General features: G+C 71.9%; 21 protein-coding genes. 8 read left to right on the top strand and 13 right to left on the bottom strand.

Annotated features, from left to right (window positions below; all coding sequences use genetic code 11):
• Window positions 1–440: 440 nt before the first annotated feature.
• Complete coding sequence (locus ACZ6BG_RS24295; protein ID WP_469004859.1) at window positions 441–1,613, top strand: amidase domain-containing protein; 1,173 nt, start codon at window positions 441–443, stop codon at window positions 1,611–1,613.
• A 32-nt stretch (window positions 1,614–1,645) separates the two neighbouring features.
• Complete coding sequence (locus ACZ6BG_RS24290) at window positions 1,646–2,098, top strand: hypothetical protein (RefSeq protein ID WP_469004857.1); 453 nt, start codon at window positions 1,646–1,648, stop codon at window positions 2,096–2,098.
• Between the two features lie 277 nt (window positions 2,099–2,375).
• Here the strand turns inward: ACZ6BG_RS24290 and ACZ6BG_RS24285 are convergent, their stop codons facing one another.
• The 4 genes from ACZ6BG_RS24285 to ACZ6BG_RS24270 are packed head-to-tail and all read right to left on the bottom strand — an operon-like array spanning window position 2,376 to window position 6,329.
• Window positions 2,376–3,638, bottom strand: a complete 1,263-nt coding sequence (locus ACZ6BG_RS24285) for a serine hydrolase domain-containing protein (protein WP_469004854.1) — start codon at window positions 3,636–3,638, stop codon at window positions 2,376–2,378.
• A gap of 36 nt (window positions 3,639–3,674) precedes the next feature.
• Window positions 3,675–4,448 (bottom strand): energy-coupling factor ABC transporter ATP-binding protein, encoded by a 774-nt coding sequence (locus ACZ6BG_RS24280; RefSeq protein WP_469004852.1) that lies wholly within the window; start codon window positions 4,446–4,448, stop codon window positions 3,675–3,677.
• Window positions 4,433–5,197 carry a cobalt ECF transporter T component CbiQ gene (gene cbiQ, locus ACZ6BG_RS24275; RefSeq protein WP_469004849.1) on the bottom strand — a complete coding sequence of 255 codons (765 nt, stop codon included), beginning with the start codon at window positions 5,195–5,197 and terminating at the stop codon, window positions 4,433–4,435. Before cbiQ ends, ACZ6BG_RS24280 begins: the two co-directional genes overlap by 16 nt.
• A 1-nt stretch (window position 5,198) precedes the next feature.
• Window positions 5,199–6,329 (bottom strand): energy-coupling factor ABC transporter permease, encoded by a 1,131-nt coding sequence (locus ACZ6BG_RS24270; protein WP_469004847.1) that lies wholly within the window; start codon window positions 6,327–6,329, stop codon window positions 5,199–5,201.
• Between the two features lie 268 nt (window positions 6,330–6,597).
• On the opposite strand from ACZ6BG_RS24270, the gene ACZ6BG_RS24265 reads away from it, so the two are divergent.
• Window positions 6,598–6,939: an SsgA family sporulation/cell division regulator gene (locus tag ACZ6BG_RS24265; protein WP_469004845.1), complete on the top strand. Its 342-nt coding sequence runs from the start codon at window positions 6,598–6,600 to the stop codon at window positions 6,937–6,939.
• A 1-nt stretch (window position 6,940) separates the two neighbouring features.
• Here ACZ6BG_RS24265 and ACZ6BG_RS24260 read toward each other — a convergent pair whose 3' ends face one another.
• A complete protein-coding gene (locus ACZ6BG_RS24260; RefSeq protein WP_469004842.1) occupies window positions 6,941–9,193 on the bottom strand; it encodes an MMPL family transporter in 2,253 nt (750 codons plus the stop codon).
• Between the two features lie 183 nt (window positions 9,194–9,376).
• Window positions 9,377–9,970 (bottom strand): TetR/AcrR family transcriptional regulator, encoded by a 594-nt coding sequence (locus ACZ6BG_RS24255; protein WP_469004840.1) that lies wholly within the window; start codon window positions 9,968–9,970, stop codon window positions 9,377–9,379.
• Between the two features lie 244 nt (window positions 9,971–10,214).
• Here ACZ6BG_RS24255 and ACZ6BG_RS24250 point away from each other — a divergent pair, with 244 nt between their 5' ends.
• Entirely contained in the window at window positions 10,215–13,577 is a 3,363-nt protein-coding gene (locus tag ACZ6BG_RS24250) for a S41 family peptidase (RefSeq protein ID WP_469004838.1), read from the top strand.
• 115 nt (window positions 13,578–13,692) lie between these two features.
• A complete protein-coding gene (locus ACZ6BG_RS24245; RefSeq protein ID WP_469004836.1) occupies window positions 13,693–13,890 on the top strand; it encodes a hypothetical protein in 198 nt (65 codons plus the stop codon).
• A 64-nt stretch (window positions 13,891–13,954) separates the two neighbouring features.
• Here ACZ6BG_RS24245 and ACZ6BG_RS24240 read toward each other — a convergent pair whose 3' ends face one another.
• The 3 genes from ACZ6BG_RS24240 to ACZ6BG_RS24230 are packed head-to-tail and all read right to left on the bottom strand — an operon-like array spanning window position 13,955 to window position 17,333.
• Window positions 13,955–14,833, bottom strand: a complete 879-nt coding sequence (locus ACZ6BG_RS24240) for an SDR family oxidoreductase (RefSeq protein ID WP_469004834.1) — start codon at window positions 14,831–14,833, stop codon at window positions 13,955–13,957.
• Window positions 14,830–15,789: an alpha/beta fold hydrolase gene (locus ACZ6BG_RS24235; protein ID WP_469004832.1), complete on the bottom strand. Its 960-nt coding sequence runs from the start codon at window positions 15,787–15,789 to the stop codon at window positions 14,830–14,832. The genes ACZ6BG_RS24240 and ACZ6BG_RS24235 overlap by 4 nt, the downstream gene beginning before the upstream one ends.
• Entirely contained in the window at window positions 15,786–17,333 is a 1,548-nt protein-coding gene (locus ACZ6BG_RS24230) for a flavin-containing monooxygenase (protein ID WP_469004830.1), read from the bottom strand. The genes ACZ6BG_RS24235 and ACZ6BG_RS24230 overlap by 4 nt, the downstream gene beginning before the upstream one ends.
• A 206-nt stretch (window positions 17,334–17,539) precedes the next feature.
• On the opposite strand from ACZ6BG_RS24230, the gene ACZ6BG_RS24225 reads away from it, so the two are divergent.
• Window positions 17,540–18,214, top strand: a complete 675-nt coding sequence (locus ACZ6BG_RS24225) for a MerR family transcriptional regulator (protein ID WP_469005263.1) — start codon at window positions 17,540–17,542, stop codon at window positions 18,212–18,214.
• A gap of 94 nt (window positions 18,215–18,308) precedes the next feature.
• On the opposite strand, the gene ACZ6BG_RS24220 is transcribed toward ACZ6BG_RS24225, so the two are convergent.
• Window positions 18,309–19,337: a DUF6528 family protein gene (locus ACZ6BG_RS24220; protein ID WP_469004827.1), complete on the bottom strand. Its 1,029-nt coding sequence runs from the start codon at window positions 19,335–19,337 to the stop codon at window positions 18,309–18,311.
• A gap of 182 nt (window positions 19,338–19,519) precedes the next feature.
• Window positions 19,520–20,311 carry an exodeoxyribonuclease III gene (locus ACZ6BG_RS24215; protein WP_469004825.1) on the bottom strand — a complete coding sequence of 264 codons (792 nt, stop codon included), beginning with the start codon at window positions 20,309–20,311 and terminating at the stop codon, window positions 19,520–19,522.
• Window positions 20,312–20,394: 83 nt separating this feature from the next.
• Here ACZ6BG_RS24215 and ACZ6BG_RS24210 point away from each other — a divergent pair, with 83 nt between their 5' ends.
• On the top strand, window positions 20,395–20,874 hold the full coding sequence (locus ACZ6BG_RS24210; protein ID WP_469004823.1) for a GNAT family N-acetyltransferase: 480 nt from the start codon (window positions 20,395–20,397) through the stop codon (window positions 20,872–20,874).
• 384 nt (window positions 20,875–21,258) lie between these two features.
• Here ACZ6BG_RS24210 and ACZ6BG_RS24205 read toward each other — a convergent pair whose 3' ends face one another.
• Window positions 21,259–21,993: an FMN-dependent NADH-azoreductase gene (locus ACZ6BG_RS24205; protein WP_469004821.1), complete on the bottom strand. Its 735-nt coding sequence runs from the start codon at window positions 21,991–21,993 to the stop codon at window positions 21,259–21,261.
• 86 nt (window positions 21,994–22,079) lie between these two features.
• Here ACZ6BG_RS24205 and ACZ6BG_RS24200 point away from each other — a divergent pair, with 86 nt between their 5' ends.
• The gene (locus ACZ6BG_RS24200; RefSeq protein WP_469004819.1) at window positions 22,080–22,976 is read left to right on the top strand and encodes a sigma-70 family RNA polymerase sigma factor; all 897 of its coding nucleotides are present in this window, start codon (window positions 22,080–22,082) and stop codon (window positions 22,974–22,976) included.
• Between the two features lie 24 nt (window positions 22,977–23,000).
• On the opposite strand, the gene ACZ6BG_RS24195 is transcribed toward ACZ6BG_RS24200, so the two are convergent.
• On the bottom strand, window positions 23,001–23,849 hold the full coding sequence (locus tag ACZ6BG_RS24195; RefSeq protein ID WP_469004817.1) for an arylamine N-acetyltransferase family protein: 849 nt from the start codon (window positions 23,847–23,849) through the stop codon (window positions 23,001–23,003).
• Window positions 23,850–23,920 lie beyond the last annotated feature (71 nt).

The following is a 23,920-nucleotide window of genomic DNA, read 5'->3' as shown; positions in this document are numbered from 1 at the left end:
AATCTGCGGCCGACACCTCTTGTTGAGCAGGCTGCCCCCACCCTCGGAAGCGGAATGCCGCGTGCCGAACCTAGCGGGGGGAAGCGGACAGAAAATTGAATCGGCCATACCGCAGCCCCACCGGAGAATCCTTCGCACGTGGCGCGGAGCTTCACCAGGGACTCAGCGTGATCCAAAAGGCATCAACGCTCAGCAGAGAGGCCCTCATGCCCCGGCCAGGGGCCTATCTTTTGCGCCACACCAACGGCGATCATAACCATTGAACGACGCCTACAGAAGCGGAATGCCGAACAGCGAACTAAGGGGTGTCATTCCGCCTTTTGTGTCGGATTCAGTCAATCAAGGCTCAGAACAAGCCTGCTTCACAGCGCTCGAAGCGGAGGGCGATTTGCGTATGCCACTATTCCCGCTACCAGCCTTCTGCCATAGGAGATGCATCGATGCGCCACCCTAGATGTGCCGCAACACTCGCGGCAGCCGTAGTCCTTACGCCGCTCATCACAGCCGCAACGCCTTCCGCGCTCGCTAGCGACGAACCCGCCGCCGATGCACCGACGATCAGGGACTTCGTAGAACTCACCGACCGCTACCTTGAACAACGAGCTGCCGCGGTGACTGTCAAATCATCACAGGCGGCGCCGTCGCAGATAAGCACGATGGCCGTTCCCACCACTGATGCTTTAGGACAAAAGCTGGCGACAGAGTATCGGCAACTCGCCACCCTCGGAGCCGACTACAAGGAGCTCGACGGCGGATACGTCAGCGCAGATGTGACCGTCACCCCGAACGGACCTTTCTCTCAGACGGAAACGACATTCCGCCTGCAGGTTACTGAGGAAACGAAGCTCTACCACCCGGCCGACGAAGTCGCCGCTGGGGCACCGGAGGCCGAGGAGTACAGCCTCAAGCACACCCTGACGTTCAACCGTGACACCGCTGGCACCTGGAGGTTGGCCTCCGACCTCGCCGACACTGGCTCCATGCCACCCAGTACATACATGGCCGAACCTCAACTCGACCTGGGAGTTCCGGGAGAGGACAGTGGACCGCCTGACGAACCTGAAGGCGACAAGACCGAGACATCTTCGCCAACCGGCAACCCGACTCCGGGAGGCGATCCGAAGCCGGTCCAGGCAATGGCTGGATACAACTACCCCAAGATGGTCTCGTACGCCAACAAGTACTGGAAGAACGACAACGACGCCTACCGGAGATACGGCAGCGACTGCACCAACTTCATATCTCAAGCCATGCGTGCAGGCGGCTGGAAATTCAATGGAGACCGCCGCAGGCATAATTCGAGCTGGTTCTACGGCTCGACCCACACGATGTACACAAGTTACACCTGGGCCGGAGCCGAGAATTGGTACTGGTTCGCGAAGAAGTGGTCCAAGAGAACTCACATCCTTCGCTACGTGCAACAACTTGCCCTAGCTGATGTCCTACAGGCGGACTTCAACAAGGACAACAACATCGACCACACAATGATCGCCACCAAGGCAACGCCCAGCAATGCCTGGCTCACCTATCACACCCCCAACGTGCACAACAGGAGCCTCAAGAAGATCCTTCGCAAGTGGCCCAATTCCTGGTGGTACGCCCACCGCACCTGAGAAGCTTACAGTCGGCCGATCCTGGAGGCGCCATGAGCAGGCAACGCACACTCGTAGCAACCATTGCATTGCTCCTCGCCGCGGGCTGCAGCTCCGCCGACGCCGGGGACGCTTCTGATGACAGCGGCGGCCCTGGCAGGAACTCCCCGCCCTCTGGGGCTCCGGATGCAGTCAAGCGCTACGTCGAAGCCCTCAACAATCGTGACGTGAAGGGCCTCCTGGAAGTAGGGGACGCCCCCAACAAGCCGTGGTCGCGGAAGCAGGCAGACAAGATCATTCAAGCCAAGGGCGGCAAAGGGCTAACCATCAAGAAGGCACCCATTGAGTATGAACAAATGGGCGACTATCTAGGCAAGGTCGCCCTGACAGCTTCTGCCAGTGAAGGGCCCCCGCTGCGGGAGAGGGTTGATCTGGTGTACGAGCAGAGCCACTGGCAAGTCGTCCTGTTCGAGTGGCCCAGCAACAAAGAGACTTCAAAGTCGTAAGCACCCGGCGGGAGTTCTGTTCGGCATCCAATCGCGTCGCGCAGACGTACTACCGCCCCTGATCGACAGGGCCGCACGACATCGTGCGGCCCTGTCGATGCGGCCAATCAGCTCACAGGTCAGGCCAGTTGAGAATCCCAATGGCTGCCAAGCTACTGGGGAGACAGCGGGCCGCCGATGACACCCCGCGCCCGAAGTGACGGTGGGAGCGGGACGGGTGGGGGAAAGCCCGTCCGGCGATTGAGGACGAGGCGCGGAGCGCCGCATCGGGGGCGAGCTACCCGGCGGCGGTGCGGACGGCTCGGACCAGGGCCTGGGCCCTCGCATCCGCCGTCACTCCCTTCCCCATCCCGTTCGTGACATAGCCGAAGGCGAGCCCCGACTCGGGGTCCGCGAAGGCGAGGGCGCCGCCCCGGCCGGGGTGGCCGAAGGACGTGGGGGCGAGGAGGGGCGACGCGGCGCCGTGGAGCATGTAGCCGAGGCCGAGTCGGGTGTGGACGACGAGGACGCGGTCGGGCCCGGTGGACGCCTCGGCGCGGGCGAGGGCGAGGGTGGAGGGCGTGAACAGCCTTGCGCCGCCATCCACTTCGCCGATGAGGGACGCGTAGAAGCGGGCCAGCGCACCGGCGGTTGCGATGCCGTTGGAGGCGGGGAGGACGGCCGAGTGGTACGCGGCGGAGTTCTCGTCGGGGAAGGGCTCGACCACACCGAAGGCCCGCCGGGTGAGGGAGTCCGGGTCCCGGTAGGCGTCGGACACCTGCGGCTTGGGGCGGGTGCGGAGCCCCGGGGCGGCGGCGGGCAGATCGAGCCGCCCGAGCCGCCCCACGCGCCCGGCCCCGGCGGCGGCCACCCCGGCCGACCCGGCCGTCCCTCCGCCCGCCGCAGGCATCCCCACCCACAGATCCAGCCCCAACGGCCCCGCGATCTCCGAAGCGATCACGTCCCGTATGGAGCGCCCGGTGACCCTCCGCACCAGTTCCCCGGTCAGCCAGCTGTACGTGTGCGCGTGATAGCCGTGGTCGGTGCCGGGCTCCCAGAAGGGGCGCTGGGCGGCGACCGCGGCGGCAGCCACGTCGGGGTCGAGGGCCTGCTCGGGGGTCAGGGGGCGGTCGAGGGCGGGGACGCCCGCGCGGTGGGCGAGGACGTGACGTACGAGGGTCCGGTCCTTGCCGTGGGCCTTGTACTCGGGCCAGTACGCGCCGACGGGGGCGTCCAGGTCCAGCTCGCCGCGCTGGTGGAGGAGGAGCAGGACGGCCGCGGCGACCCCCTTGGTCGCGGAGCGGACGACCTGCGCGGTGTCCCGCTCCCAGGGCGCGGCACCCCCGGCCCGGTCCTCGGCCTCCGCCCCGTCGAAGTCCCTGATGCCGCCCCACAGGTCCACCACAGGGCGCCCGTCCCGGTACACCACGACCCCGGCCCCACGCTCCCCGAGCGCGGCGAAGTTGCGTACGAAGGCGTCCCGTACGGGCTCGAACCCCTCGGACACCGTGCCGTGCACCCCGGCGTTCTCGACGGCGTTCTCGACCTCAGCAGCGCTCATGTCACGCACAACAGCCACCCGCCGCCGAAGATTCCACTAGCTCTTCTCCCGTACGGACTTCGGATCGAAGCCGAAGGGGAGTTCCAGGCGGTGGCTGCTCATCAGGTCGGCGTCGGAGAGGAGCGCGCCGGTGGGGCCGTCCGCGGCGATGACGCCCTCGCTGAGGATCAGGGCGCGGGGGCAGAGTTCGAGGGCGTAGGGCAGGTCGTGGGTGACCATGAGGACGGTGACGTCCAGGGAGCGGAGGATGTCGGCGAGTTCGCGGCGCGAGGCGGGGTCGAGGTTGGAGGACGGCTCGTCGAGGACGAGGATCTCGGGCTCCATGGCGAGGACGGTGGCGACGGCCACGCGGCGGCGCTGGCCGAAGGAGAGGTGGTGCGGCGGCCGGTCGACGTAGGCGGCCATGCCGACCTGCCCGAGGGCCTTGAGGACCCGCGCCTCCAGTTCGGGACCGCGCACCCCGGCCGCCGCGGGACCGAAGGCCACGTCCTCGCGGACCGTCGGCATGAACAGCTGGTCGTCGGGGTCCTGGAAGACGATGCCGACCTTGCGCCGGACCTCCGCCATGTGCCGTTTGCCGACGGGCAGTCCGGCCACGGTGACGCTCCCCGCGCCCGCGGTGAGGATGCCGTTCAGGTGCAGGACCAGGGTGGTCTTGCCCGCACCGTTGGGCCCGAGCAGCGCGACGCGTTCGCCGCGGGCGATGCTCAGGTCGACGCCGAACAGGGCCTGGTGGCCGTCGGGGTAGGCGTAGGCGAGGCCGGTGACCTCCAGGGAGGCGGGCGGTGCGGTGGTCACGACAGGGTCCATCCCAACAGGCAGACGGCGAGGGCGGTCAGGGGCAGGGTCAGGGCGTACGTCCACTGGGCGCGGGTCGCCGCCACCTCGTCGATGACCGGCATCGACCCCGCGTAGCCGCGGCTGACCATGGCGAGGTGCACGCGCTCGCCGCGTTCGTAGGAGCGGATGAACAGCGCGCCCGCCGACTTGGCGAGCACGCCCCAGTGGCGCACGCCGCGCGCCTCGAAGCCGCGGGACTCGCGCGCGATCTTCATGCGCCGCATCTCGTCGGTGACGACGTCGCCGTAGCGGATCATGAAGGAGGCGATCTGGACGAGGAGCGGCGGGAGCTTCAGGCGCTGCAGGCCGAGGAGCAGTTCGCGCAGTTCCGTCGTGGCGGCGAGCAGGACGGACGCGGCGACGCCGAGGGTGCCCTTGGCGAGGACGTTCCAGGCGCCCCACAGGCCGTGGACGCTCAGGGACATCCCGAGGAACTCGGTGCGCTCGCCCTCGGCCACGAAGGGCAGGAGCAGGGCGAACGCCACGAAGGGGACCTCGATGAGCAGCCGCTTCAGCCAGAAGAGGAGGGGCACCCGGGCCGCGTACGCCACCGACGCGAGCAGCAGCGCGTACGCGGCGAACGCCCACATCGCCTCGCGGGGCGTGGAGACCACCACGACCACGAAGCAGAAGACGGCCGTGAGCTTCGTGTGCGGGGGCAGGGCGTGCACCGGCGAATGGCCGTGGCGGTAGAGGCGGTGGGCGTGGCCCGCACCCATGTCAGGCGTTCTCCGCGGGCTTGGCGGCGGGGGCGGCCGCAGGGGTGGCCGCCGCCGTGGTGACGCCGTCCGTGGTCGTCGACGCCGGGCCGCCGTCCGCTTCGCGCCGCCGTCGTACCGCCCAGAACACCCCGCTGCCCGCGACCACCGTCACGCCGACGCCGATGACGCCCGCGAGGCCGCCGGACAGGCGGGTGTTGGTGATGTCCTTCACGCCGTAGTCCGCGAGGGGCGAGTCGGCGGCGTCGTGTTCCTTCTCGCCCTTGTCGAAGCCCTTGTCGTGGGCGACCTTCTCCAGGCCGTCGGGGTTCGTGGAGGCGTAGAAGGAGACGAAGCCCGCGAGGACCAGGGAGGCGACCAGGCCCGCTGCCCACAGCTTGCGGTGCGAGCGGAAGCCGGTGGCGGCGGGGGCGGGGGCCGGGGTGGCGGCGGGCGCGGCCGGCGCGTCGACCAGCTCGCCGCCCACGCGCAGCTTCAGCGGCGCGGTGAGGCCGCGCGCCCCGTGCACCAGGTCCGGCCGCACCGCGATGACCGCGCCGACGGTGAGCGCCGTGATGGCGGCCTCGCCGATGCCGATGAGGACGTGGACGCCGACCATGGCCGTGGCGACCTTGCCGAGGGGCACGTCCGTGGTGCCGCCGACGGCGTAGATGAGGGTGAAGGCGGCGGCCGCGGCCGGGACCGACACGAGCGCGGCCGTGAACGCGGCGGCGGTCACCGAGCGGCGGCCGCGCGGCAGGACCTTCGCCAGGCCGCGGAAGATCGCGTACGCCACGACGGTCGTCACGACGGCCATGACGCAGATGTTCACGCCGAGCGCGGTCAGGCCGCCGTCGGCGAAGAGCAGGCCCTGCATGAGCAGGACGACGGAGACGCACAGGACCCCGGTGTAGGGGCCGACGAGTATCGCCGCGAGCGCGCCGCCGAGGAGATGGCCGCTGGTACCGGCGGCGACCGGGAAGTTCAGCATCTGCACGGCGAAGATGAACGCCGCGACGAGCCCGGCCAGCGGCGCCGTCCGTTCGTCGAGTTCTCTGCGCGCGCCCCGCAGGCTGACGGCCACCGCGCCCACGGCGGCGACTCCGGCGACGGCGGAGACGGGAGCATTGATGAAGCCATCGGGGACATGCATGCGCGTGCTCCTGGAAAGGCGCATGTCATGAGCGTGGGGAGGCACTCATGACGAGAGCGGATCGCTCCGAGCGGGTCGCTCGTGAACCTTTCAATGATGGGCGTTGTTGCGAATCGCTTGCAAGAGCGGCCTCGCAACGATTGGGGGCGGACCGGGACCGTCCCGGGCCGCCTTCACTCCCCCTTCACCCCATGTGACATATACGTACATATGGGACATTGGGGAGAGAGCCGCTTTCCGTGGGCCGGAACGACTACGAGGAGTCAGCATGTCCGCAGTCGAGCAGTACACCCGGGCCCACCTGGTCACCGACTCCCCCGACGAGCACGTCGTCGTCCCCGTCGCGCTGCGCTACGACCCGGAGGCCGACCCGCGCTCGGTGCGGGTCGACCTCCCTGGGTCCCACGACTGGACCTTCAGCCGCGAGCTGCTCGAACAGGGCCTGCGGGCCCCGGCGGAGAGCGGCGACGTGAGCATCTGGCCGTGCGGGCGGGTCCAGACGGTCCTGGAGTTCCACTCGGCGCAGGGGGTGGCGGTCGTGCAGTTCGACGCCTCGGCGCTGATCCGCTTCCTGCGCCGTACGTACGCGGCCGCCCCCGTGCCCCACTGACTCAGACGCCCACCAGATCCCGCTTCTCGTCGGGGTCGCCCTGGTCGGCGGGGGTGCGCAGGCCCTCGCCCTCGACGTCCACGTTCGGCAGCGAGCGGTCCAGCCACTTCGGCAGCCACCAGGCCTTGCGGCCGAGCAGCGCGAGGACGGCCGGGACCAGCGCCATGCGCACGATGAACGCGTCGAAGAAGACGGCGATGGCGAGGCCGAAGCCGATCATCTTGACCATCTGCTCGCTGGAGCCGATGAACCCGGCGAACACCGCGATCATGATGACCGCCGCCGCCGAGACGACCCGCGCCCCGTGCTTGAAGCCGGTGACGATCGCCTCGTGCGGGCTCTCGCCGTGGACGTACGCCTCCCGCATCCGGGTCACGAGGAACACCTCGTAGTCCATCGCGAGACCGAAGACCACGCCCACCATGAAGATCGGCATCATGCTCATGATCGGGCCGGTCTGCTCGACGCCGAACAGCGAGCCGAGCCAGCCCCACTGGAACACCGCGACCACGGCGCCGAGCGCGGCGAGCACCGAGAGCAGGAAGCCGAGGGCCGCCTTGAGCGGGACCAGGACCGAGCGGAAGACGACGATCAGGAGCAGGAACGCGAGGCCCACGACCAGCGCGAGGTACGGCAGCAGGGCGTCGTTGAGCTTCTGCGAGACGTCGATGTTCATGGCCGTGGTGCCGGTGACCATGACCTCGGCGCCACTGTCGGCCCTGACGTCCTTCGCCTCGCCGCGGATCGCGTGCACCAAGTCCTCGGTCTCGGTGCCGCTGGGCTTGGACGACGGCACGACGCTGATCATCGCGGTGTCGCCGGCCTTGTCGAACCGGGGCGGGCTGACCGTGAGCACGTCGTCGAGGCCCGAGATCTTCTTCTGTACTGCGGCGGCCTCGCCCTTGGCGTCGTCGACGCCCTTGAGGTCGGTGACCACCATCAGCGGACCGTTGAAGCCGGGCCCGAAGCCGTCCGCGATCAGGTCGTAGGCCTTGCGCTGGGTCGTGGACGTGGGCTGCGCGCCGTCGTCGGGCAGGCCGAGTTCGAGCTGCGAGACGGGCAGGGCGGCGGCGCCGAGGCCGAGCACGCCGAGCAGCAGGACGGCGACGGGGCGCCGGACGACGAAGCGGGCCCAGCGGGTGCCGAGGTTCTCCTTGGCGGGGGCGGTGCCCTTGGCCGGGGTGTCGCCCTCGGCGTCCGCCGCGGCCTTCTTGCGCCCGCCGAACAGCCTGCCCTTCTCCCCCGTCGGCTTGACCTTCCGGCCCGCGTACCCGAGCAGCGCCGGGATCATCGTCAGCGCGATCAGTACGGCGATGGCCACCGTGCCCGCCGCCGCGAAGCCCATCTTGGTGAGCATCGGGATGTTGACCACCGCGAGCCCGACGAGCGCGATGACGACGGTCAGACCGGCGAAGACGACGGCCGACCCGGCCGTGCCGACGGCGCGGCCCGCGGCGTCCTCGCGCTCGCGGCCCTCGGCGAGTTCGGCGCGGTAGCGCGAGACGATGAACAGCGCGTAGTCGATGCCGACGGCGAGGCCGATCATCATCGCGAGCGTCGACGTGGTCGTGCCCAGGTCGAGGGCGCTGGCGAGGGCGGCGATCGAGGAGACGCCGATGCCGACGCCGATCAGCGCGGTGAGCAGCGGAAGCCCCGCCGAGACCAGCGAGCCGAAGGTGATGACGAGGACCACGGCCGCGACCGCGATGCCGATGATCTCGGTGGCGCCGGTGTGCGGCATGGCCTGCAGCGCGTCACCGCCGACCTCGACGGTCATGCCGCCGTCGCGCGCCTCGTCGGTGGTCTTCTCCAGGGCGTCCCGGCTGTCGTCGGTCAGCTCCATGGAGGTGACCTTGTACGTCACGGAGGCGTACGCCGTCGTGCCGTCCTTGGAGACGGCCTTGGCGGCGAACGGGTCGGCGGCCGAAGCTACCTGGTCCGAGCCGGACTTGAGGGAGGAGACCGTCTTGCTGATCTCGGCCTTGTTGGCCGGGTCGGTCACCTTCTGGCCGTCCGGCGCCTTGAACACGACGCGGGCGCTCGCGCCGTCGGCGCTGGCCTCGGGGGCGCGCTCGTCGAGCAGGTCGAAGGCCTTCTGCGCCTCCGTGCCGGGGATCGAGAACGAGCTGGAGGCCGCGGTGGGCGCGGACGCCGCGCCGACACCGGCGAGGGTCAGCAGCGCGACCCAGATCAGGGCGACGAAGTGCCGTCGCCGGAAGGCGAGTCGGCCTAGTTTGTACAGGAAGGTGGCCACGGGGAGTACTCCCGGTCAGGTCGGTGGCTGATGGCTTCTGGGCAGGGGGGATCGGCCCGGGGGCGCGAGTGATCGGCCCGACGGCGAAGGGGGTACCGCCCATGCCCGAAAGGCGAGGGGGGAGGTCGCGTCAGGTGGTGTGGCCGCGGGTGCGACTGCGGGGAGCCCCCGCCCGGCCGGGCGTCAGACGCCGAGGGCGGGCAGGATCACCGCGTTGATGTAACTGCGGAGGAACTCCTGGTCGGCGGGGCGTTCCTCGACCAGGTCCCGGGCGACGAAGCCGCCGACCAGCATGTGGATGACGTACTCGAGCGCCGGGTTGTCGGCGTCGAGTTCGCCCCGGGCGACGGCGCGGCGCAGCAGTTCGTTCAGGCCGGTGATCTCCGGCTCGATCAGCAACTGCCGCATCGCCTGGTGCAGTTCGGGATTGCCGTGGATGGCGTGGAACAGGCCCCGCATCAGCGCCTGGTCCTGCTCCATCTTGCAGTCGTCCTGGAGGGTGACCATCTGCATGAAGTCCCCGCGCAGGGACCCCGTGTCGATGTCCGCCATGGACGCGGGCTTGTTGTGCTTCAGCGCCCGCGCGACCAGCTCGGCCTTGCCGCCCCACTGGCGGTAGAGCGTGGCCTTGCTGGACCGGGTGCGGGTGGCGATGGCGTCCATCGTCAGCCCGTCGTACCCGACCTCGCGCAGCAGATCGAGGACGGCCTCGTAAAGCTCCGCCTCCCGCTCGGGCGTGATCCGGCTCCGCCGCGGCGACGCTGCCACTTCGGTCATGGGCCGACTCCTTCCCGATTCCACTGCTACGCCGAGTACTCTACGGGACCAACTAACGAAACGAAACGGTTTCGTACGTGTCCTGGACCACACATCCCCAACCGGTCCGCACCCGAGAGCGAGCCCCGAGCGGCAAATCTCAGCCCGTCCGGCGTTTGAGGACGAGGCGCGAAGCGCCAACAGGGGGGAAAGGGGCGAAGCCCCATAAGTTGCCGCAGCCGACGGCACGGCAAAGCATGGGGAGGTGACTCAGGCGTACCTCCGCTTCCCCCACGTCAGCGGCGACCGACTCTGCTTCGTCGCCGAGGACGACCTCTGGGTGGCCCCGCTCACGGCGGAGGGCGCCCCGCCGGGCCGCGCGTGGCGCATCACGGCCGACCGCACCAAGCTGGGCCACCCCCGCTTCAGCCCCGACGGCAGTCACATCGCGTACACGAGCTGGCGCAGCCTGGACCCCGAGATCCATCTGGCGCCGGTGGCGGGCGGCCCCGCGCGGCGCCTGACCTACTGGGGCTCCACCGACACCCGCGTCTGCGGCTGGACGCCCGACGGCGACATCCTCGCCGTCTCCTCGCACGGCCAGCCCTTCTCCTACTTCTGCTGGGCCTACAGCGTGCCCACCGACGGCTCCCCCGGCGGCAAGCTGCCCTGGGGCCCGGTCCACGACATCGCCGTGCTCGACGGCGACGGCGACGGCGAGCGCCGCACGCTGCTCCTGACCGGCAAGCCGCCGCACGAGCCCGCCGCCTGGAAGCGCTACCGGGGCGGCGCGACGGGCCGCCTGTGGCTGCACGGCGAGCGGCTGCTCGCCGACCTCGGGGGGCATCTGGACGCGCCGATGTTCGTGTCCGGGCGCGTCGCGTTCCTCTCCGACCACGAGGGCGTGGGAAACCTGTACTCCTGCCGCCCCGACGGCACCGACCTGCGCCGCCACACCGACCACGACGCCTTCTACGCCCGGCACGCCGCCAGCGACGGCACCCGCGTCGTCTACCAGTGCGCGGGCGAGATCTGGCTGGTGGACGACCTGGCCGCGGACTCCGAGCCGCGCCGGGTCGAGGTCGAGATCGGCGGCCCGCGCGCCGGGCGGCGGACGTACCAGGTGCCCGCCGCGCAGCACGTCGACGCGCTCTCCGTGGACACCACGGGCCGCGCGAGCGCCGTCGTCGTACGCGGCAGCCTGTACTGGCTGACCCACCGCGACGGCCCCGCCCGCACCATCGCCGACACCCCCGGCGTACGGGTGCGGCTGCCGGAGATGCTTGGCACGGGCGGACAGGTCGCGTACGTCACCGACGCCGAGGGCGAGGACGCCATCGAGATCGCCTATCTGCCCCGGGCCAGCGGCGCCCGGGAACCGCGCAGGCTGGCGGCCGGGCGGCTCGGGCGGGTGCAGGAGCTGGTGTCCGACCCGGACGGGGAACGGCTCGCCGTCGCCTCGCACGACGGGCGGCTGCTCCTGGTCACCGTGCCCGACGACGCGGCGGCCACCGACACGTCCGCCGACTCCACTGCCGACGCGGCCCCCGATGCCCCCGAGGACTCGGACGGCGAGAACCCGGACGGCGAGGTGACGGAGCTGATCCGGTCCCTCAACGGCCCCGTCCGCGACCTCGCGTTCTCGCCGGACGGGGCCTGGCTCACCTGGTCGCACCCCGGCATCGGCCGCTCCCTGCGGAAGATCAAGCTGGCCCGGATCGCCGGGCCCGGCGCCCGTACGGTCATCGACGTCACCAACGGCCGCTTCGAGGACGAGAACCCGGTGTTCACCCGGGACGGCCGCTATCTCGCCTTCCTCTCCTGGCGCGGCTTCGACCCCGTCTACGACGTGCACACCGGCGACCTGTCCTTCCCGCTCGGCTGCCGCCCCTACCTCGTACCGCTGTCGTCCGCGACCCCCTCGCCGTTCGCGCTGCTGCCCGACGGGCGGCCCGCGGCGGGCGGGCTCGACCCGTCCGGCAGCGGCACGGACAGCGCGGGCGACGACGGCTCCGGCGACGGGACGGTGACCGTGGAGGCGGAGGGCCTGGCGAGCAGGGTGACGCCGTTCCCGGTGGCGGCGTCGAAGTACTCGGCGCTGTGCCCGGTGAGCGGCGGCGGCCTGGTGTGGCTGCGGTGGCCGATCTCGGGCGCGCTCGGCGAGACCTTCGCCAACCCCGCCGACACCTCGGGCCGTCCGACCCTTGAGTACTTCAACATCACCAAGGCCAAGAAGTCCGAACTCGTCGACCACCTCGACTGGTTCGCGACCAGCGGGGACGGCTCGCGGCTCGTCGTGGTGGACGAGGGCGACCTGCGGGCCGTGCCGTCCACCGAGTCCGGCGACAGCGACAGCACCGTCTGGCTCGACCTGCGCCGCATCCTGCACGACGTCGACCCGGCCGCGGAGTGGCGGCAGTCCTTCGACGAGGCGGGCCGCCTCATCCGCGCCCTGTTCTGGGAGCCGGGGATGTGCGGCATCGACTGGGACGCCGTCCTCGACCAGTACCGCCCCCTCGTGGAACGCGTCGCGTCCCCCGACGAGTTCGCCGACCTGCTCCGGGAGGTCCTCGGCGAACTCGGCACCTCGCACGCGTACGTCAGCGCCGCCCGGCGCAACGAGGGACCGCCGCACTACCAGCGGGCGATGGGGCTGCTCGGCGCCAACCTGGTGCGCAGGGACGACGGCTGGGTGGTCAAGCGGATCCTGCCGGGCGAGTCCTCCGACTCCAAGGCGCGCTCGCCGCTGGCCGGCGCGGGCATCCGCGAGGGCGCCGTCCTCACCCACGTCGACGGGCGGCCCGTCGACCCGGTGACAGGGCCCTACCCGCTGCTCGCGGCGGCGGGCGGCACCACCGTGGAGCTGACGTTCCGGCCCGCGGCGGGTGAGGGGCGTTCACGGCGGGTCGCGATCGTGCCGCTCGTCAACGAACGGCCGCTGCGGTACCAGGACTGGGTGGCCAAACGGCGTGAGGTCGTACGGGAGTTGAGCGACGGCCAGTGCGGCTATCTGCACATCCCCGACATGGGCGGGTCGGGCTGGGCGCAGTTCAACCGGGACCTGCGCCTTGAGGTGTCGCTGCCCGCGCTGCTCGTGGACGTGCGCGGCAACGCGGGCGGTCACATCAGCGAGCTGGTCGTGGAGAAGCTGACCCGCAAGATCCTCGGCTGGGACCTCACGCGGGACGCCCAGCCGGTGTCGTACGCCTCCAACGCGCCCCGGGGCCCGGTCGTCGCCCTCGCCGACGAGGCGACCTCGTCCGACGGCGACATGATCACGGCCGTGTTCAAGCTCCTCGGGCTCGGGCCCGTGGTGGGGCAGCGGACCTGGGGCGGCGTGGTCGGGATGACCGGGCGGCACACGCTCGGCGACGGCACGGTCATCACGGTGCCGATGAACGCGGCGTGGTTCGACGGGTACGGCTGGTCCGTGGAGAACCACGGCGTGGAGCCCGATCTCGCCGTCCTGCGCACGCCGTTGGACTGGGCGGAGGGGCGGCACGCGCAGCTCGACGACGCGGTGCGGGTGGCTCTGGACCTGCTGGCGCTGCGCCCGGCGGCGGTGCCGCCGGGCTACTCGGACGTGCCGGACCGGCGGCGGCCGAAGCTGCCGCCGCGGGGTGCGTAGCGCGACGCCGAGCGGGGCGGATCACGGAGGGTTAGTGATCGAAATGCGCACTCTGTCCCGTCATGTGAGTCTGGTCGAGCCCCGATCCCCTCACCCACTACGGGAGTGACACTTCATGGGCATCAAGGACCAGTTCCAGGACAAGGCCGAGGACCTCCGCAACAAGGCGCAGGAAGCCATGGGCAGCGCCAAGGAAGAGGCGAGCGAGCGCTCCTCGCAGGCCCAGGAGCGGGGCCGGCCGGAGACCCCGGACGAGGCCCAGCGCGCCGCGCAGGAGGCTCAGGACAAGTTCGACCAGGACTACGACGCGTAGCCGTCGCACCGGGCGGAACAGGAACGGGGCTCACCCGAACTTCGGGCGGGCCCCGTTTCCCGCGCTACCGCCCCCGGCGAGCCTCCGCGTCGGCGGTGCCCCCGGCCCCGACAAGACCGGTCGAGACCTCCCCGAGCCTCGGCTCGAACCTCCGCATCTCCCGTTGGCCGACACCCGCGATGATCCCCGGCAGATACGGCCGAAGGCCCTGCATGCCCCGCAGCCACCACTGCGCGTAGACGTGGGCGCTCCGGCGCTCGATCCCGGCGACGATCCGGTCGACCGCGGGACCCAGGGGGTAGGTCTTGTTGGACGGCCACGGCAGCCGCGACCGCAACTCCCGCATCACGTCGTCCTGATCGGCGCCCCGCACCATGTCGGTGTCGGTCCAGGACAGATATCCGACGCCCACCCGCACGCCCTTGTAGGCGACTTCGGCGCGCAGCGAGTGGGCGTACGCCTCGACTCCGGACTTGGACGCGCAGTACGCGGTCATCATCGGCGCGGGCGTCATCGCGGCGAGCGAGGCGATCTGGAGGAGGTACCCGCGGCTCTCCATGAGGACGGGCAGGAACGCCCGGGCGGTCACGGCGCTGCCGATGAGGTTGACCTCGATGACCCGCCGCCAGGCGACGGGGTCGGAGGAGAGGAAGGGGCCCCCGCTCGCCACCCCGGCGTTGGCGACGACGATGTCGACCTTCCCGAACCGCTCCTTGACCTCCTGCGCGACCCGCGCCATCGCCTCGTGGTCGGTGACGTCGGCGTGCCAGCACTCGGCCTCGCCGTGCAACCGCGAGGCGACCTGCTTCAGCTCGTCGGGTTCGAGCCCGACGAGCGCCACGTGCGCGCCGCGCGCCGACAGTTTGCGGGCGAGGAGTTCACCGACTCCGCGCGCGGCCCCCGTGACGACCGCGACCTGCCCTTCCAGGCTCACCTTGCTCACGCGCCCTCCCTCTCGTGCTGCCGCGCGGACTCCCGCACCGGCTGTCGTACGACGTATGCCTCGGCCAGTTCCGTGATCCCGCGCGTCACCGCTTCGGGCGCCTCCACCGGCGTCATGTGCCCGACGCCGGTCAGCTCGGTCAGGCCGAGGCAGTGCGGCAGCGCGGCCGCGATCCGCCGGGCCTGCACGACGGGGGTGAGCCGGTCGGCGGTCCCGGTGACGACCGCCGTGGGCGCCGTCAGCGCGGCCACCCCGGCGTCCAGGTGCAGCTCGTCCAGGACGTGCGCCCAGCGGTAGCGCACCACGCGCGGGCACCCGTGCACGATCCGCGCGCACGCCTCGACCCGCTCGGGCGCCGAACCGGGGCCCATCGTGGCGTACTTGAGGACCCGTCGGGCGAGCGGCGTCACGGGCCCCAAGGGCGCCCGCGAGCCCAGCAGCCGACGGGTGAGCCGGGTCCGCAGGCCCCCGGCGCGCAGCGGCAGGACCGTCGACTCGGCGACGAGCCGCGAGCTGCCCGTGCTGCACAGCAGCACCGCGGCCGCGTGGTCGCGCACCCCCGGCCGACCGGCCGCCGCCATCAGCGTCATGCCGCCCATGGAGTGGCCGACGAGCACGGCGGGTTCGCCGGGGGCGAGGGTCGCGGCGAGCACGGCCTCCAGGTCGTCGGCGAGGGCCCGGGTGCCGTACCCGGCGGCCTCCAGGGGCGCCTCGGTGCGCCCGTGCCCGCGCTGGTCGTAGGCGATCACGCGGTAGCTGCCCGCGAGGGCCCGCACCTGCGCCGCCCAGAACGCGGTGGAGCAGGTCCAGCCGTGCACGAGGACGACCGCGGGCGCGTGCTCGGGCCCGTGCACCTCGACGTGGACGCGCGCCCCGTCGGCGGAGACGGCGGTCAGCTCGTGCGCGGGGACGGGCGGCGCGTAGGGCCCGCTGCGGACGTGGGTGAGCCTGGTCATGCGGTGGCCCCCGCCTTCGTGGTCGCCCTGCCGGACTTGCGGCGCCGGGGGCCGTTGTCGGCCGCGGGGGCGCGCACGACCTCGTACTCGGACAGGTCGACGCGGCGGGTGGCGGTGCGGAACTCCGTCGTCGTACCGGGCCAGACGGTGGTGTTGACGCCGTTGTCGTCCAGATACCAGCTGGTGCAGCCGCCGGTGTTCCAGACGGTGCGCTTCATGCGCTCCTGGACGCGGTGGTTCCAGGCGTCGACGGCGGCGGTGCGCGGGGACAGCGCGGTGCGGCCGCCGATGGTGTTCAACTGCCGCATGTAGTCGGCGAGATAGTTCAGCTGGGACTCGATCATGAGGATCATCGAGGAGTTGCCGAGGCCGGTGTTCGGGCCGATGACGGTGAAGAAGTTCGGGAAGCCCGCGGCGGTGGCGCCGCGCAGCGACTTCATGCCGTCCTTCCAGGACTCCATCAGCGTCTGTCCTTCCGCGCCGACGACGCGTTCGGCGATCGGCATGTCCGTGACGTGGAAGCCGGTGCCGAAGACGATCGCGTCGACCTCGGCCTCGGTGCCGTCGGCGGCCACGACGGTGGATCCTCGCACCTCGGCGAGGCCGCTCGCGACGACGTCGACGTTCGGCTTGGCGAGCGCCGGATAGTAGGCGTTGGACAGCAGGATCCGCTTGCAGCCGATGCGGTACGTCGGCGTCAGCTTGGCCCGCAGCGCCGGGTCCTTGACGGACCGCTCCATGTTCCGCTTGGCGATGCGCTCGATCAGGCCGAGCTCGTCGGGCCGCTTGGTGAAGGCCTGCACCTGGAGCTCCCGGATGCCCCACAGGATGCCCCGGCGCGCCTGCGTGGTGAACGGCAACTGCCGGTGCAGCCACCGCTCGACGCCGCTGATGGCCCGGTCGGCGCGCGGCAGGACCCACGGCGGGGTGCGCTGGAACAGCGTGAGCCGCCGGACGTCGCGCTGGATCTCCGGCACGATCTGGATCGCGGAGGCCCCGGTGCCGACCATGGCGACGCGCTTGCCGCGCAGGTCGTAGTCGTGGTCCCAGCGCGCGGAGTGGAAGACCTTGCCGGGGAAGGTGTCCAGGCCCGGGATGTCGGGCGTCTTGGGGTCGGAGAGCGGTCCGGTGGCGGAGACCACGACGTCGGCGGTGAGCCTGCCGGTGCTCGTCTCGATCAGCCAGCGCAGCTCGTCGGCGTCCCAGGCCAGCTTCAGGACCTCGGTGTCGAGGCGGATGTGCGGGCGCAGCCGGAAGGTGTCCGCGACCCGCTCCAGGTAGTCCCAGATGTGCTCCTGCCCGGAGAAGGTGCGCGGCCAGTCCGGGTTCGGCGCGAACGAGAACGAGTACAGGTGGGACGGCACGTCGCAGGCGCAGCCCGGGTAGCTGTTGTCCCGCCAGGTGCCGCCGACCGCACCGGCCCGCTCCAGGACGACGAAGTCGGTGACGCCCTCCCTGCGCAGCCGGACGGCGGCGCCGATCCCGCCGAACCCGGACCCGATCACCGCCACCCGCACGTGCTCCACACGTTCGCTCCCGGCCATGCCGACACCTCCAGAGGCGTGACTCTGCCAGTAAGCACTGGCGCAATGGGGAGCGTAGAACAGCCTCGTACTCATGGGTAGGGGTCGGACGGGGAAAGTTACCGGCGGTACGACACCGGCGCGGCAAAGCCGTCCCGGCATAGGCTGCCCACGTGGCAGATCACACGGGAGACGCGGCAGACGCGGCAGACGTACGCGAGTTCCGCATGGAGGAGCTGGCCAAGGAGGCCGGTATCACCGTGCGCACCGTCCGCTTCTACCGCGAGCGCGGGCTGATCCCGCCGCCGCGCCGCGAGGGCCGCATCGCCTGGTACGACGAGCACCACCTGGCCCGCCTGCGCACCATCGCCGCCCTCCTGGAGCGGGGCCACACCCTGAACGGCATCGCGGAGCTGGCCGAGGCCTTCGAGCAGGGCCGCGACGTGGCCGAACTCCTCGGCATGGACGGCCCGTCGGAGGAGACCCCGGTCCGCCTCACCCCGGAGGAGCTGGCCGACCGCTTCGCGGGCGAGGTCACCCCGGAGAACCTGTCGGCGGCCCTGGACCTCGGCTATCTCGGCACCGACGGCGACGAGATCGTCCACATCAGCCGCCGCCTCCTGGACGCCTCGACCACCCTGGTGCGCAAGGGCATCCCGCTCGCCGCGGTCCTGGAGGCGGGCCAGCGCGTGCGCGAACACACCGACGCGCTCGCCGAGTTGTTCCTGACGGTCGTCCGCACGCACGCCCCCGACGACGCGGACGTCGGCGTCGAGATGCTGCGGCCGGTCGCCAAGGCCGTGGTGGAGGCGGAGCTTTCGCTGGCCCTCGACCGGCGGCTCGCGGGCGAGAAGCCGGACGAGGAGGCGGAGGGGGCCGAGGGGCGGGGCTCGGCGGGGTAAGGGTCAGCCGGCCGGGGTCCGGTCGGCCGGAGGGCGCAGCGGGCCGGGGCTCACCCGCCCGGGGTCCACCCGCCCGGGGTCCACCCGCCCGGCCTCAGCGCGGCAGCCACCAACGCGCCTTGTAGATCCCCCCGTTGACCAGCGTGTACGTCCCCGTGGGCCGGTGCACCCCCACCTTCGTGGTCCACCAGGTCTCTTCGAGGCCCTTCTCCGGCACGGTGCTGAGGACCTGCCCGGTGCGCGGGTCGTTGCCGACGGCCTTCACCGACGCACGGTCGATCAGCTCGTGCCCCGGGTAGTCGCGGACGAAGGTGCCGTGGCGCCGGTCGTACTGGAACACGGCCGCGTTCGTCGTCACCCACAGCCGCCCCGGCCGCCCCGCGACGGGGAACAGGTCGTGCCCGCCCGCGGTCTTCCCCGGCACGGCGACCGGCAGCGGGGTCACGGACGTCCGCGTCAGCGTGGGCCGCGCGGAGGTGCCGCCGACCTCGTACGCCACCAGGTCGTCGTCGCCGAGCGCCCACAGCACCCGCCGGGCGCGGTCCCAGTGCAGCGCGTGCGCGCCCTTGAGGCGGTCCTCGGCGTACCGCGTCGCGTCGGGGCCGAGCGAGGCGGCGTACAGGCGCACGAGCGCGCCGGAGCTGCACGCCACCGCCACGTTGCCGTCCGGCAGGATCTCCGCGCTGTGCGGATTGAACAGGTCGTCGCCGGGGCCGAGCGCCGCGCCCCAGTAGCGCCGCCCCGTCGGGTACTCGACGGCGGCGACGAACCCGAACGACGCCGTGGTCAGCACCAGGGTCCGCTTGCGGTGCACCCGCACCTTCGCCTCGCACGGGTACACCCAGCTGGCCTCCGGCTGGAGGTCCCGGTAGCGGGGGTCGCCCAGCGGCGAGAACTGCCAGCGCACGACGCCCGGTTCGGCCGCCGGGTCCCAGACGCGGCGGCGCGGGTCGAGCACGAGGAGCCGCTTGCTCGCCTGCTCGGTGACGAGGACGGGCGGGGTGCCCGGGGGGACGCCGGGGCCGGTGGCGTACGGAGCCGACTCGGCGGACGCGTACGCCGCACCCGCGGGCAGCGCCCCCGCGAGCCCCGCGCCCGCCACCGCGCCCGCGGCACCGGTCAACAGCCCGCGTCTGGAAAGACCTCCGGAAGGACCAGCAGACATGAAGTACCCCCGCGTGAGGATCAGTTGGCGCGCCCATCATGGACGATGAGCGCGACCGCAATCTGCCACGCCACGCGGCGGCCGGGACAGCCCTCTGCCGGACTTTTGGCCACGACTTCGCCCGCCGGTCGCCGAGCGGCCTACTCGTAGACGACGGTCACCGGCGCGTGGTCCGACCAGCGCTCGGCGTGCGTGGCGGCCCGCTCCACGTACCCCTTGACGGCGCGGCCCGCGAGGCCCGGGGTCGCCACGTGGTAGTCGATGCGCCAGCCCGTGTCGTTGTCGAAGGCGCGGCCGCGGTAGGACCACCAGGAGTAGGGGCCCTCGACGTCCGGGTGCAGCGCGCGCATCACGTCGTCCCCGAAGTCCTCGAAGACCTCCCCCATCCAGGCCCGCTCCTCGGGCAGGAACCCGGAGTTCTTCTTGTTGCCCTTCCAGTTCTTGAGGTCGGCCTCCTGGTGGGCGATGTTCCAGTCGCCACAGACCAGGACCTCGCGCCCGTCGGCGGCGGCCCGCGCCCTGAGGTCCTTCAGGTACACGAGGAACTCGGCCATGAACCGGACCTTCTCGTCCTGCCGCTCGGTGCCGACCTCGCCCGAGGGCAGATAGAGGCTCGCGACCGTGACGCCCGGCAGGTCGGCCTCCACGTACCGCCCGCTGCCGTCGAACTCCTGCGACCCGAAGCCCACCCGCACCCGCTCCGGCTCGCGCCGCGTGTACAGCGACACCCCCGCGCGGCCCTTGGCGGCGGCCGGGGCGTGCGTGACGTACCAGCCTTCCGGGTCCCGAACCTCGTCCGGCAACTGCTGCGGCTCGGCCCGCACCTCCTGCAGACACAGCACGTCCGCGCCGGTCCCGGCGAGCCACTCCACGAAGCCCTTCTTGGCGGCGGCACGCAGGCCGTTCACATTCACGCTGGTCACTGTGAGCATCCCGGCACGATACCGGCACACTGGTAGCCGCCCGGAATCCCGCGGCCGCCCCCACGGCCCTGCATAGAAGTACGATGGAGAGCATGAACATACAGCCCGTCGCCTTCGACCACCCGGACGCCGTCAAGCTCAACGACCGCGTCCAGCTCGAGTACGCCGAGCGCTACGGCGACGAGGGCGACGCGACCCCGCTGGACGCGGCCATGTTCAAGCCGCCGTACGGCCTCTACCTGATCGCGTACGACGACGCGGGCACCCCGCTGGCCACGGGCGGCTGGCGGGCGATGGACCGGAACGGCGAGGGGTACTCCGACGGGGACGCCGAGATAAAGCGCATGTACGTCACCCCGGAGGCCCGGGGTCTCGGCCTCGCCCGCCGCATCCTGGCGGCCCTGGAGTCCGACGCCCGCGAGGCGGGCCGCACCCGCATGGTCCTCGAAACCGGCACCAAGCAGCCCGAGGCCATAGCCCTCTACACCTCCACCGCCTACGAGCCCTGCCCCAAGTTCGGCTACTACCGCGACACCCCCTTGAGCCGCTGCTTCGCCAAGCCCCTGCGCTAGGGCCGGGGCGGAGCAAGGCCCCCGCGAGGTCCGGCTCCGCCAAAGCCCCGCCCTCCGCCGGGTCGGCGAACCGCAGCGAAGCCGCCAGCGCCTTCGCCCGCCCCACCACGACGGCGATCCCCAGCGACAGCCCGCCGCGCCACCTCCCCCACCCCGCACGCCTCGGCCCGCACCTGGCCGAGCGCGTCGGCCACGTACACGGGCCCGCTGATCCGCGAGGGCCGCGGCGCGGGCCCCTCGACGTACAGGCCGCCGTGCTCGGCGCAGCCACCGGCGAGCGCGGCCGTCAGGGCCGTGCCGCAGACGGCGGCGAGGGTCCTGCCGGGACTGCCAGGGCTGCCAGGGTTGCTCCATATGCCCCAAATGCATCGATCACGACATTTCTCACACGTGGAGAGCGGCCGCGCGCCCGCCGTAAGGGCGTACGGCGAGCTCGGCCACCGCCCCCCGCGCCGCCGCGAGGGAGTCCGCCGCGAGGTCCTGGAACGGGGCGAGCCCGGGGATGTCCCCGGCCCGCGTCAGCTCGGCCCGCACGACGTGCAGCTCCTCCTCGGGCACCCCGAGGGTGGCGAAGTACGCCCGCAGGTAGGGCACCTGGAAGTCGCAGCTCTCACGGGGCGTCCCCGGCCCGTAGCCACCGCCGCACGCGGCGACCACCACGACCCGCGTCCCGCCGAGCAGCGGCCGCCCGCTGTCCGGGTCGGTGTACGCCCCCGGGAACGACACCCGGTCGATCCACGCCTTCAGCGCCGCGGGCACGCCGAAGTTGTACATGGGGACCCCGATCAGCACGGTCCCCGCCGCCCGCACCTCCTCGACCAGCGGCAGCGTCAGCGCCCACTCCCGTTCCTCGTCGGCGCCCTCGGCCAGCGCGGCCACCTTCGCGAGCGGTACGGCGCCCTGCCGCTCCGCGCGCGTCCCGAGCGCGACATAGCCGGACCCCACCAGGGGCACCGGCTCGGCGGCCAGGTCCCGGTAGCGGTACCCGGCGTCCCCGTGCCGCTCCCGCCAGCTCCGCGCGAACAGCCCGCTCAGCGTCCGCGTCACGGACTCCCCGCGCCGATCGGCACTGGAGTCCAGATGCAGAAGGCCGCCCCTGACGTCATCTGTGTCACCCATGGCACTCACGCCGACTCAACTCCTGTCACATCCCTGCGGTCCGGTACGTCAAGGAGGTGACGGAGCACGACGTGGAAAGGTGACCGATGGACGAGCCGGCCGCACTGGCGGACCGCTTCGAGGCACAGCGCGGGCGGCTGCGGGGCATCGCGTACCGCATGCTCGGCTCGCTGCACGAGGCGGACGACGCGGTGCAGGAGACCTGGCTGCGCCTGAGCCGCACGGCCCACGCCCCGGGGCGCACCGAGCCGGTGGAGAACCTGCCTGCCTGGCTGACGACCGTCGTCTCCCGCGTCTGCCTGGACCTGCTCCGCACCCGCGCGACCCGCAGGGAGGACTTCGTCGGCGGCCCGGTCCCCGACCACATCGCCGCCGCCGACGCGCACACCCCCGAGGAGGAGGCGCTCCTGATCGAGTCGGTGGGCCGCGCCCTGCTCGTGGTCCTCGGCACCCTGGGCCCGGCGGAGCGGGTCGCCTTCGTGCTGCACGACTCCTTCGCCGTGCCGTTCGACCGGATCGCGGCCATCGTGGAGCGCTCACCGGCGGCCGCGAAGAAGCTGGCGAGCCGCGCCCGCGGCAAGGTGCGCGGCACCCCGGCCGTCCCGGAGTCGGACCCGGCCGGGCACCGGCGGGCCGTCGAGGCCTTCCTCGCCGCGGCCCGCGGCGGCGACCTCGACGCCCTCCTGGCGGTCCTCGCCCCGGACGTCGTCCGCCGCGCCGACCCGGCGGCGCTCCCGCCGGGCACCGCCGCCGAGATCCACGGCGCCGACGCGGTGGCCCGCGAGACGGTCCTGCTCACCCGCAACGCCCGGCACGCGGCCGTGCTCCTGCTCGACGGCGCCCCCGGCATCGTCGTCGCCCCGCGCGGCCACCTCCTCCTGGCCCTCACCCTCACGGTGAGGTCGGGCAGGATCACGTCGTACGAGGTCGTCTCGGCCCCGTCCCGCCTGCGCGGCCTGACCCTCGCCGTACTCCCGGACTGAGATCCCGGGAACAGGCCGACCGCCTCAGACCAGCTTGGGCAGCAACAGCTCGACGTCCTCGGCCGGCAGCTCGACCCCGAAGACCTCGGCGAGCACCTGGGGCACCTCGTGCGGCTCCAGCTCCCGGCTCTCCGGCGGGCCCGGCTGCCCCGGCGTGACCGTGGTCAGCCGCAGGTTGTCGAGGAGGTGCAGCCGGTCCGGGTGCAGGCGCTGCACGAAGACGCGGTCGCTGAAGGCGGAGTGGCGGCTGCTGGCGCCGAAGTGGTTGGTGACGCGCAGGTCGGTGGGGTACTGCGGGTGGAGCGTGAAGGTGTGTCTGACCAGCCAGCCGTCGCCGGAGTTGTCGGGCTGGCCCTTGCCCGCGGGCTGGTAGAGCGCCCAGCCGTCGGCGCCCGGCGTGACGTCCTGCCGCCGCAGCCGGTACGCCCAGGTGCCGTCGCTCACGTCCGTCGCGTCGGTCAGCTCGATGGGCTCAAGGGGGCTGGCCCCGAACCCGACATCACTGAGCCAGCGCTTCCCGTCGAGCTCCACGATCACCATGGCGTGCGTCTCGGGCCTGATCCTGGTCTCGCCCATCTGCACCCGCCCCTGCACCACGACGAACCGGAAGCCGAGGCGTTCCAGGGCGGCCGCGTAGAGGGTGATGTGCTCGAAACAGGTTCCGCCGCGACGGCTGCCGATCAGCTTGGCCTGGACGGACTCCAGGTCGAGCGGCCGGTACTTGCGCAGCACCGCCTCGACGTTCTCCCAGCGCACGGAGAGCACATGCGCCCGGTGCAGGGCGCGCAGCGTCGCGAGGGAGGGCGAGCGGTCCCCTTCGTGCCCGAGGTGCGCCAGATAGGCGTCGAGGTCGAGTGCGTCGCCGTTCCACATGCGGGGGGTCTCCTCGTGTCATCACGTCGTTTGCCGACGTACGCACGACGCTTGGCCGACGCACGTCCGAC

The sequence above is a fragment of the Streptomyces sp. NPDC041205 genome (assembly GCF_055591765.1).
The sequence above is the reverse complement of the archived record's forward strand: the minus strand, read 5'-3'. Positions and strand labels throughout refer to the sequence as shown.

What these genes read in the sequence shown, in the direction of transcription:
- ACZ6BG_RS24295 (WP_469004859.1), top strand. Translation starts at nt 441, where the DNA reads ATGCGCCACCCTAGATGTGCCGCAACACTCGCGGCAGCCGTAGTCCTT.
- ACZ6BG_RS24265 (WP_469004845.1), top strand. Translation starts at nt 6,598, where the DNA reads ATGTCCGCAGTCGAGCAGTACACCCGGGCCCACCTGGTCACCGACTCC.
- ACZ6BG_RS24215 (WP_469004825.1), bottom strand. Translation starts at nt 20,311, where the DNA reads ATGCTCACAGTGACCAGCGTGAATGTGAACGGCCTGCGTGCCGCCGCC.
- cbiQ (WP_469004849.1), bottom strand. Translation starts at nt 5,197, where the DNA reads ATGGGTGCGGGCCACGCCCACCGCCTCTACCGCCACGGCCATTCGCCG.
- ACZ6BG_RS24210 (WP_469004823.1), top strand. Translation starts at nt 20,395, where the DNA reads ATGAACATACAGCCCGTCGCCTTCGACCACCCGGACGCCGTCAAGCTC.
- ACZ6BG_RS24225 (WP_469005263.1), top strand. Translation starts at nt 17,540, where the DNA reads ATGGAGGAGCTGGCCAAGGAGGCCGGTATCACCGTGCGCACCGTCCGC.
- ACZ6BG_RS24205 (WP_469004821.1), bottom strand. Translation starts at nt 21,993, where the DNA reads ATGGGTGACACAGATGACGTCAGGGGCGGCCTTCTGCATCTGGACTCC.
- ACZ6BG_RS24200 (WP_469004819.1), top strand. Translation starts at nt 22,080, where the DNA reads ATGGACGAGCCGGCCGCACTGGCGGACCGCTTCGAGGCACAGCGCGGG.
- ACZ6BG_RS24245 (WP_469004836.1), top strand. Translation starts at nt 13,693, where the DNA reads ATGGGCATCAAGGACCAGTTCCAGGACAAGGCCGAGGACCTCCGCAAC.
- ACZ6BG_RS24195 (WP_469004817.1), bottom strand. Translation starts at nt 23,849, where the DNA reads ATGTGGAACGGCGACGCACTCGACCTCGACGCCTATCTGGCGCACCTC.
- ACZ6BG_RS24235 (WP_469004832.1), bottom strand. Translation starts at nt 15,789, where the DNA reads ATGACCAGGCTCACCCACGTCCGCAGCGGGCCCTACGCGCCGCCCGTC.
- ACZ6BG_RS24230 (WP_469004830.1), bottom strand. Translation starts at nt 17,333, where the DNA reads ATGGCCGGGAGCGAACGTGTGGAGCACGTGCGGGTGGCGGTGATCGGG.
- ACZ6BG_RS24270 (WP_469004847.1), bottom strand. Translation starts at nt 6,329, where the DNA reads ATGCATGTCCCCGATGGCTTCATCAATGCTCCCGTCTCCGCCGTCGCC.
- ACZ6BG_RS24255 (WP_469004840.1), bottom strand. Translation starts at nt 9,970, where the DNA reads ATGACCGAAGTGGCAGCGTCGCCGCGGCGGAGCCGGATCACGCCCGAG.
- ACZ6BG_RS24285 (WP_469004854.1), bottom strand. Translation starts at nt 3,638, where the DNA reads ATGAGCGCTGCTGAGGTCGAGAACGCCGTCGAGAACGCCGGGGTGCAC.
- ACZ6BG_RS24290 (WP_469004857.1), top strand. Translation starts at nt 1,646, where the DNA reads ATGAGCAGGCAACGCACACTCGTAGCAACCATTGCATTGCTCCTCGCC.
- ACZ6BG_RS24280 (WP_469004852.1), bottom strand. Translation starts at nt 4,448, where the DNA reads ATGGACCCTGTCGTGACCACCGCACCGCCCGCCTCCCTGGAGGTCACC.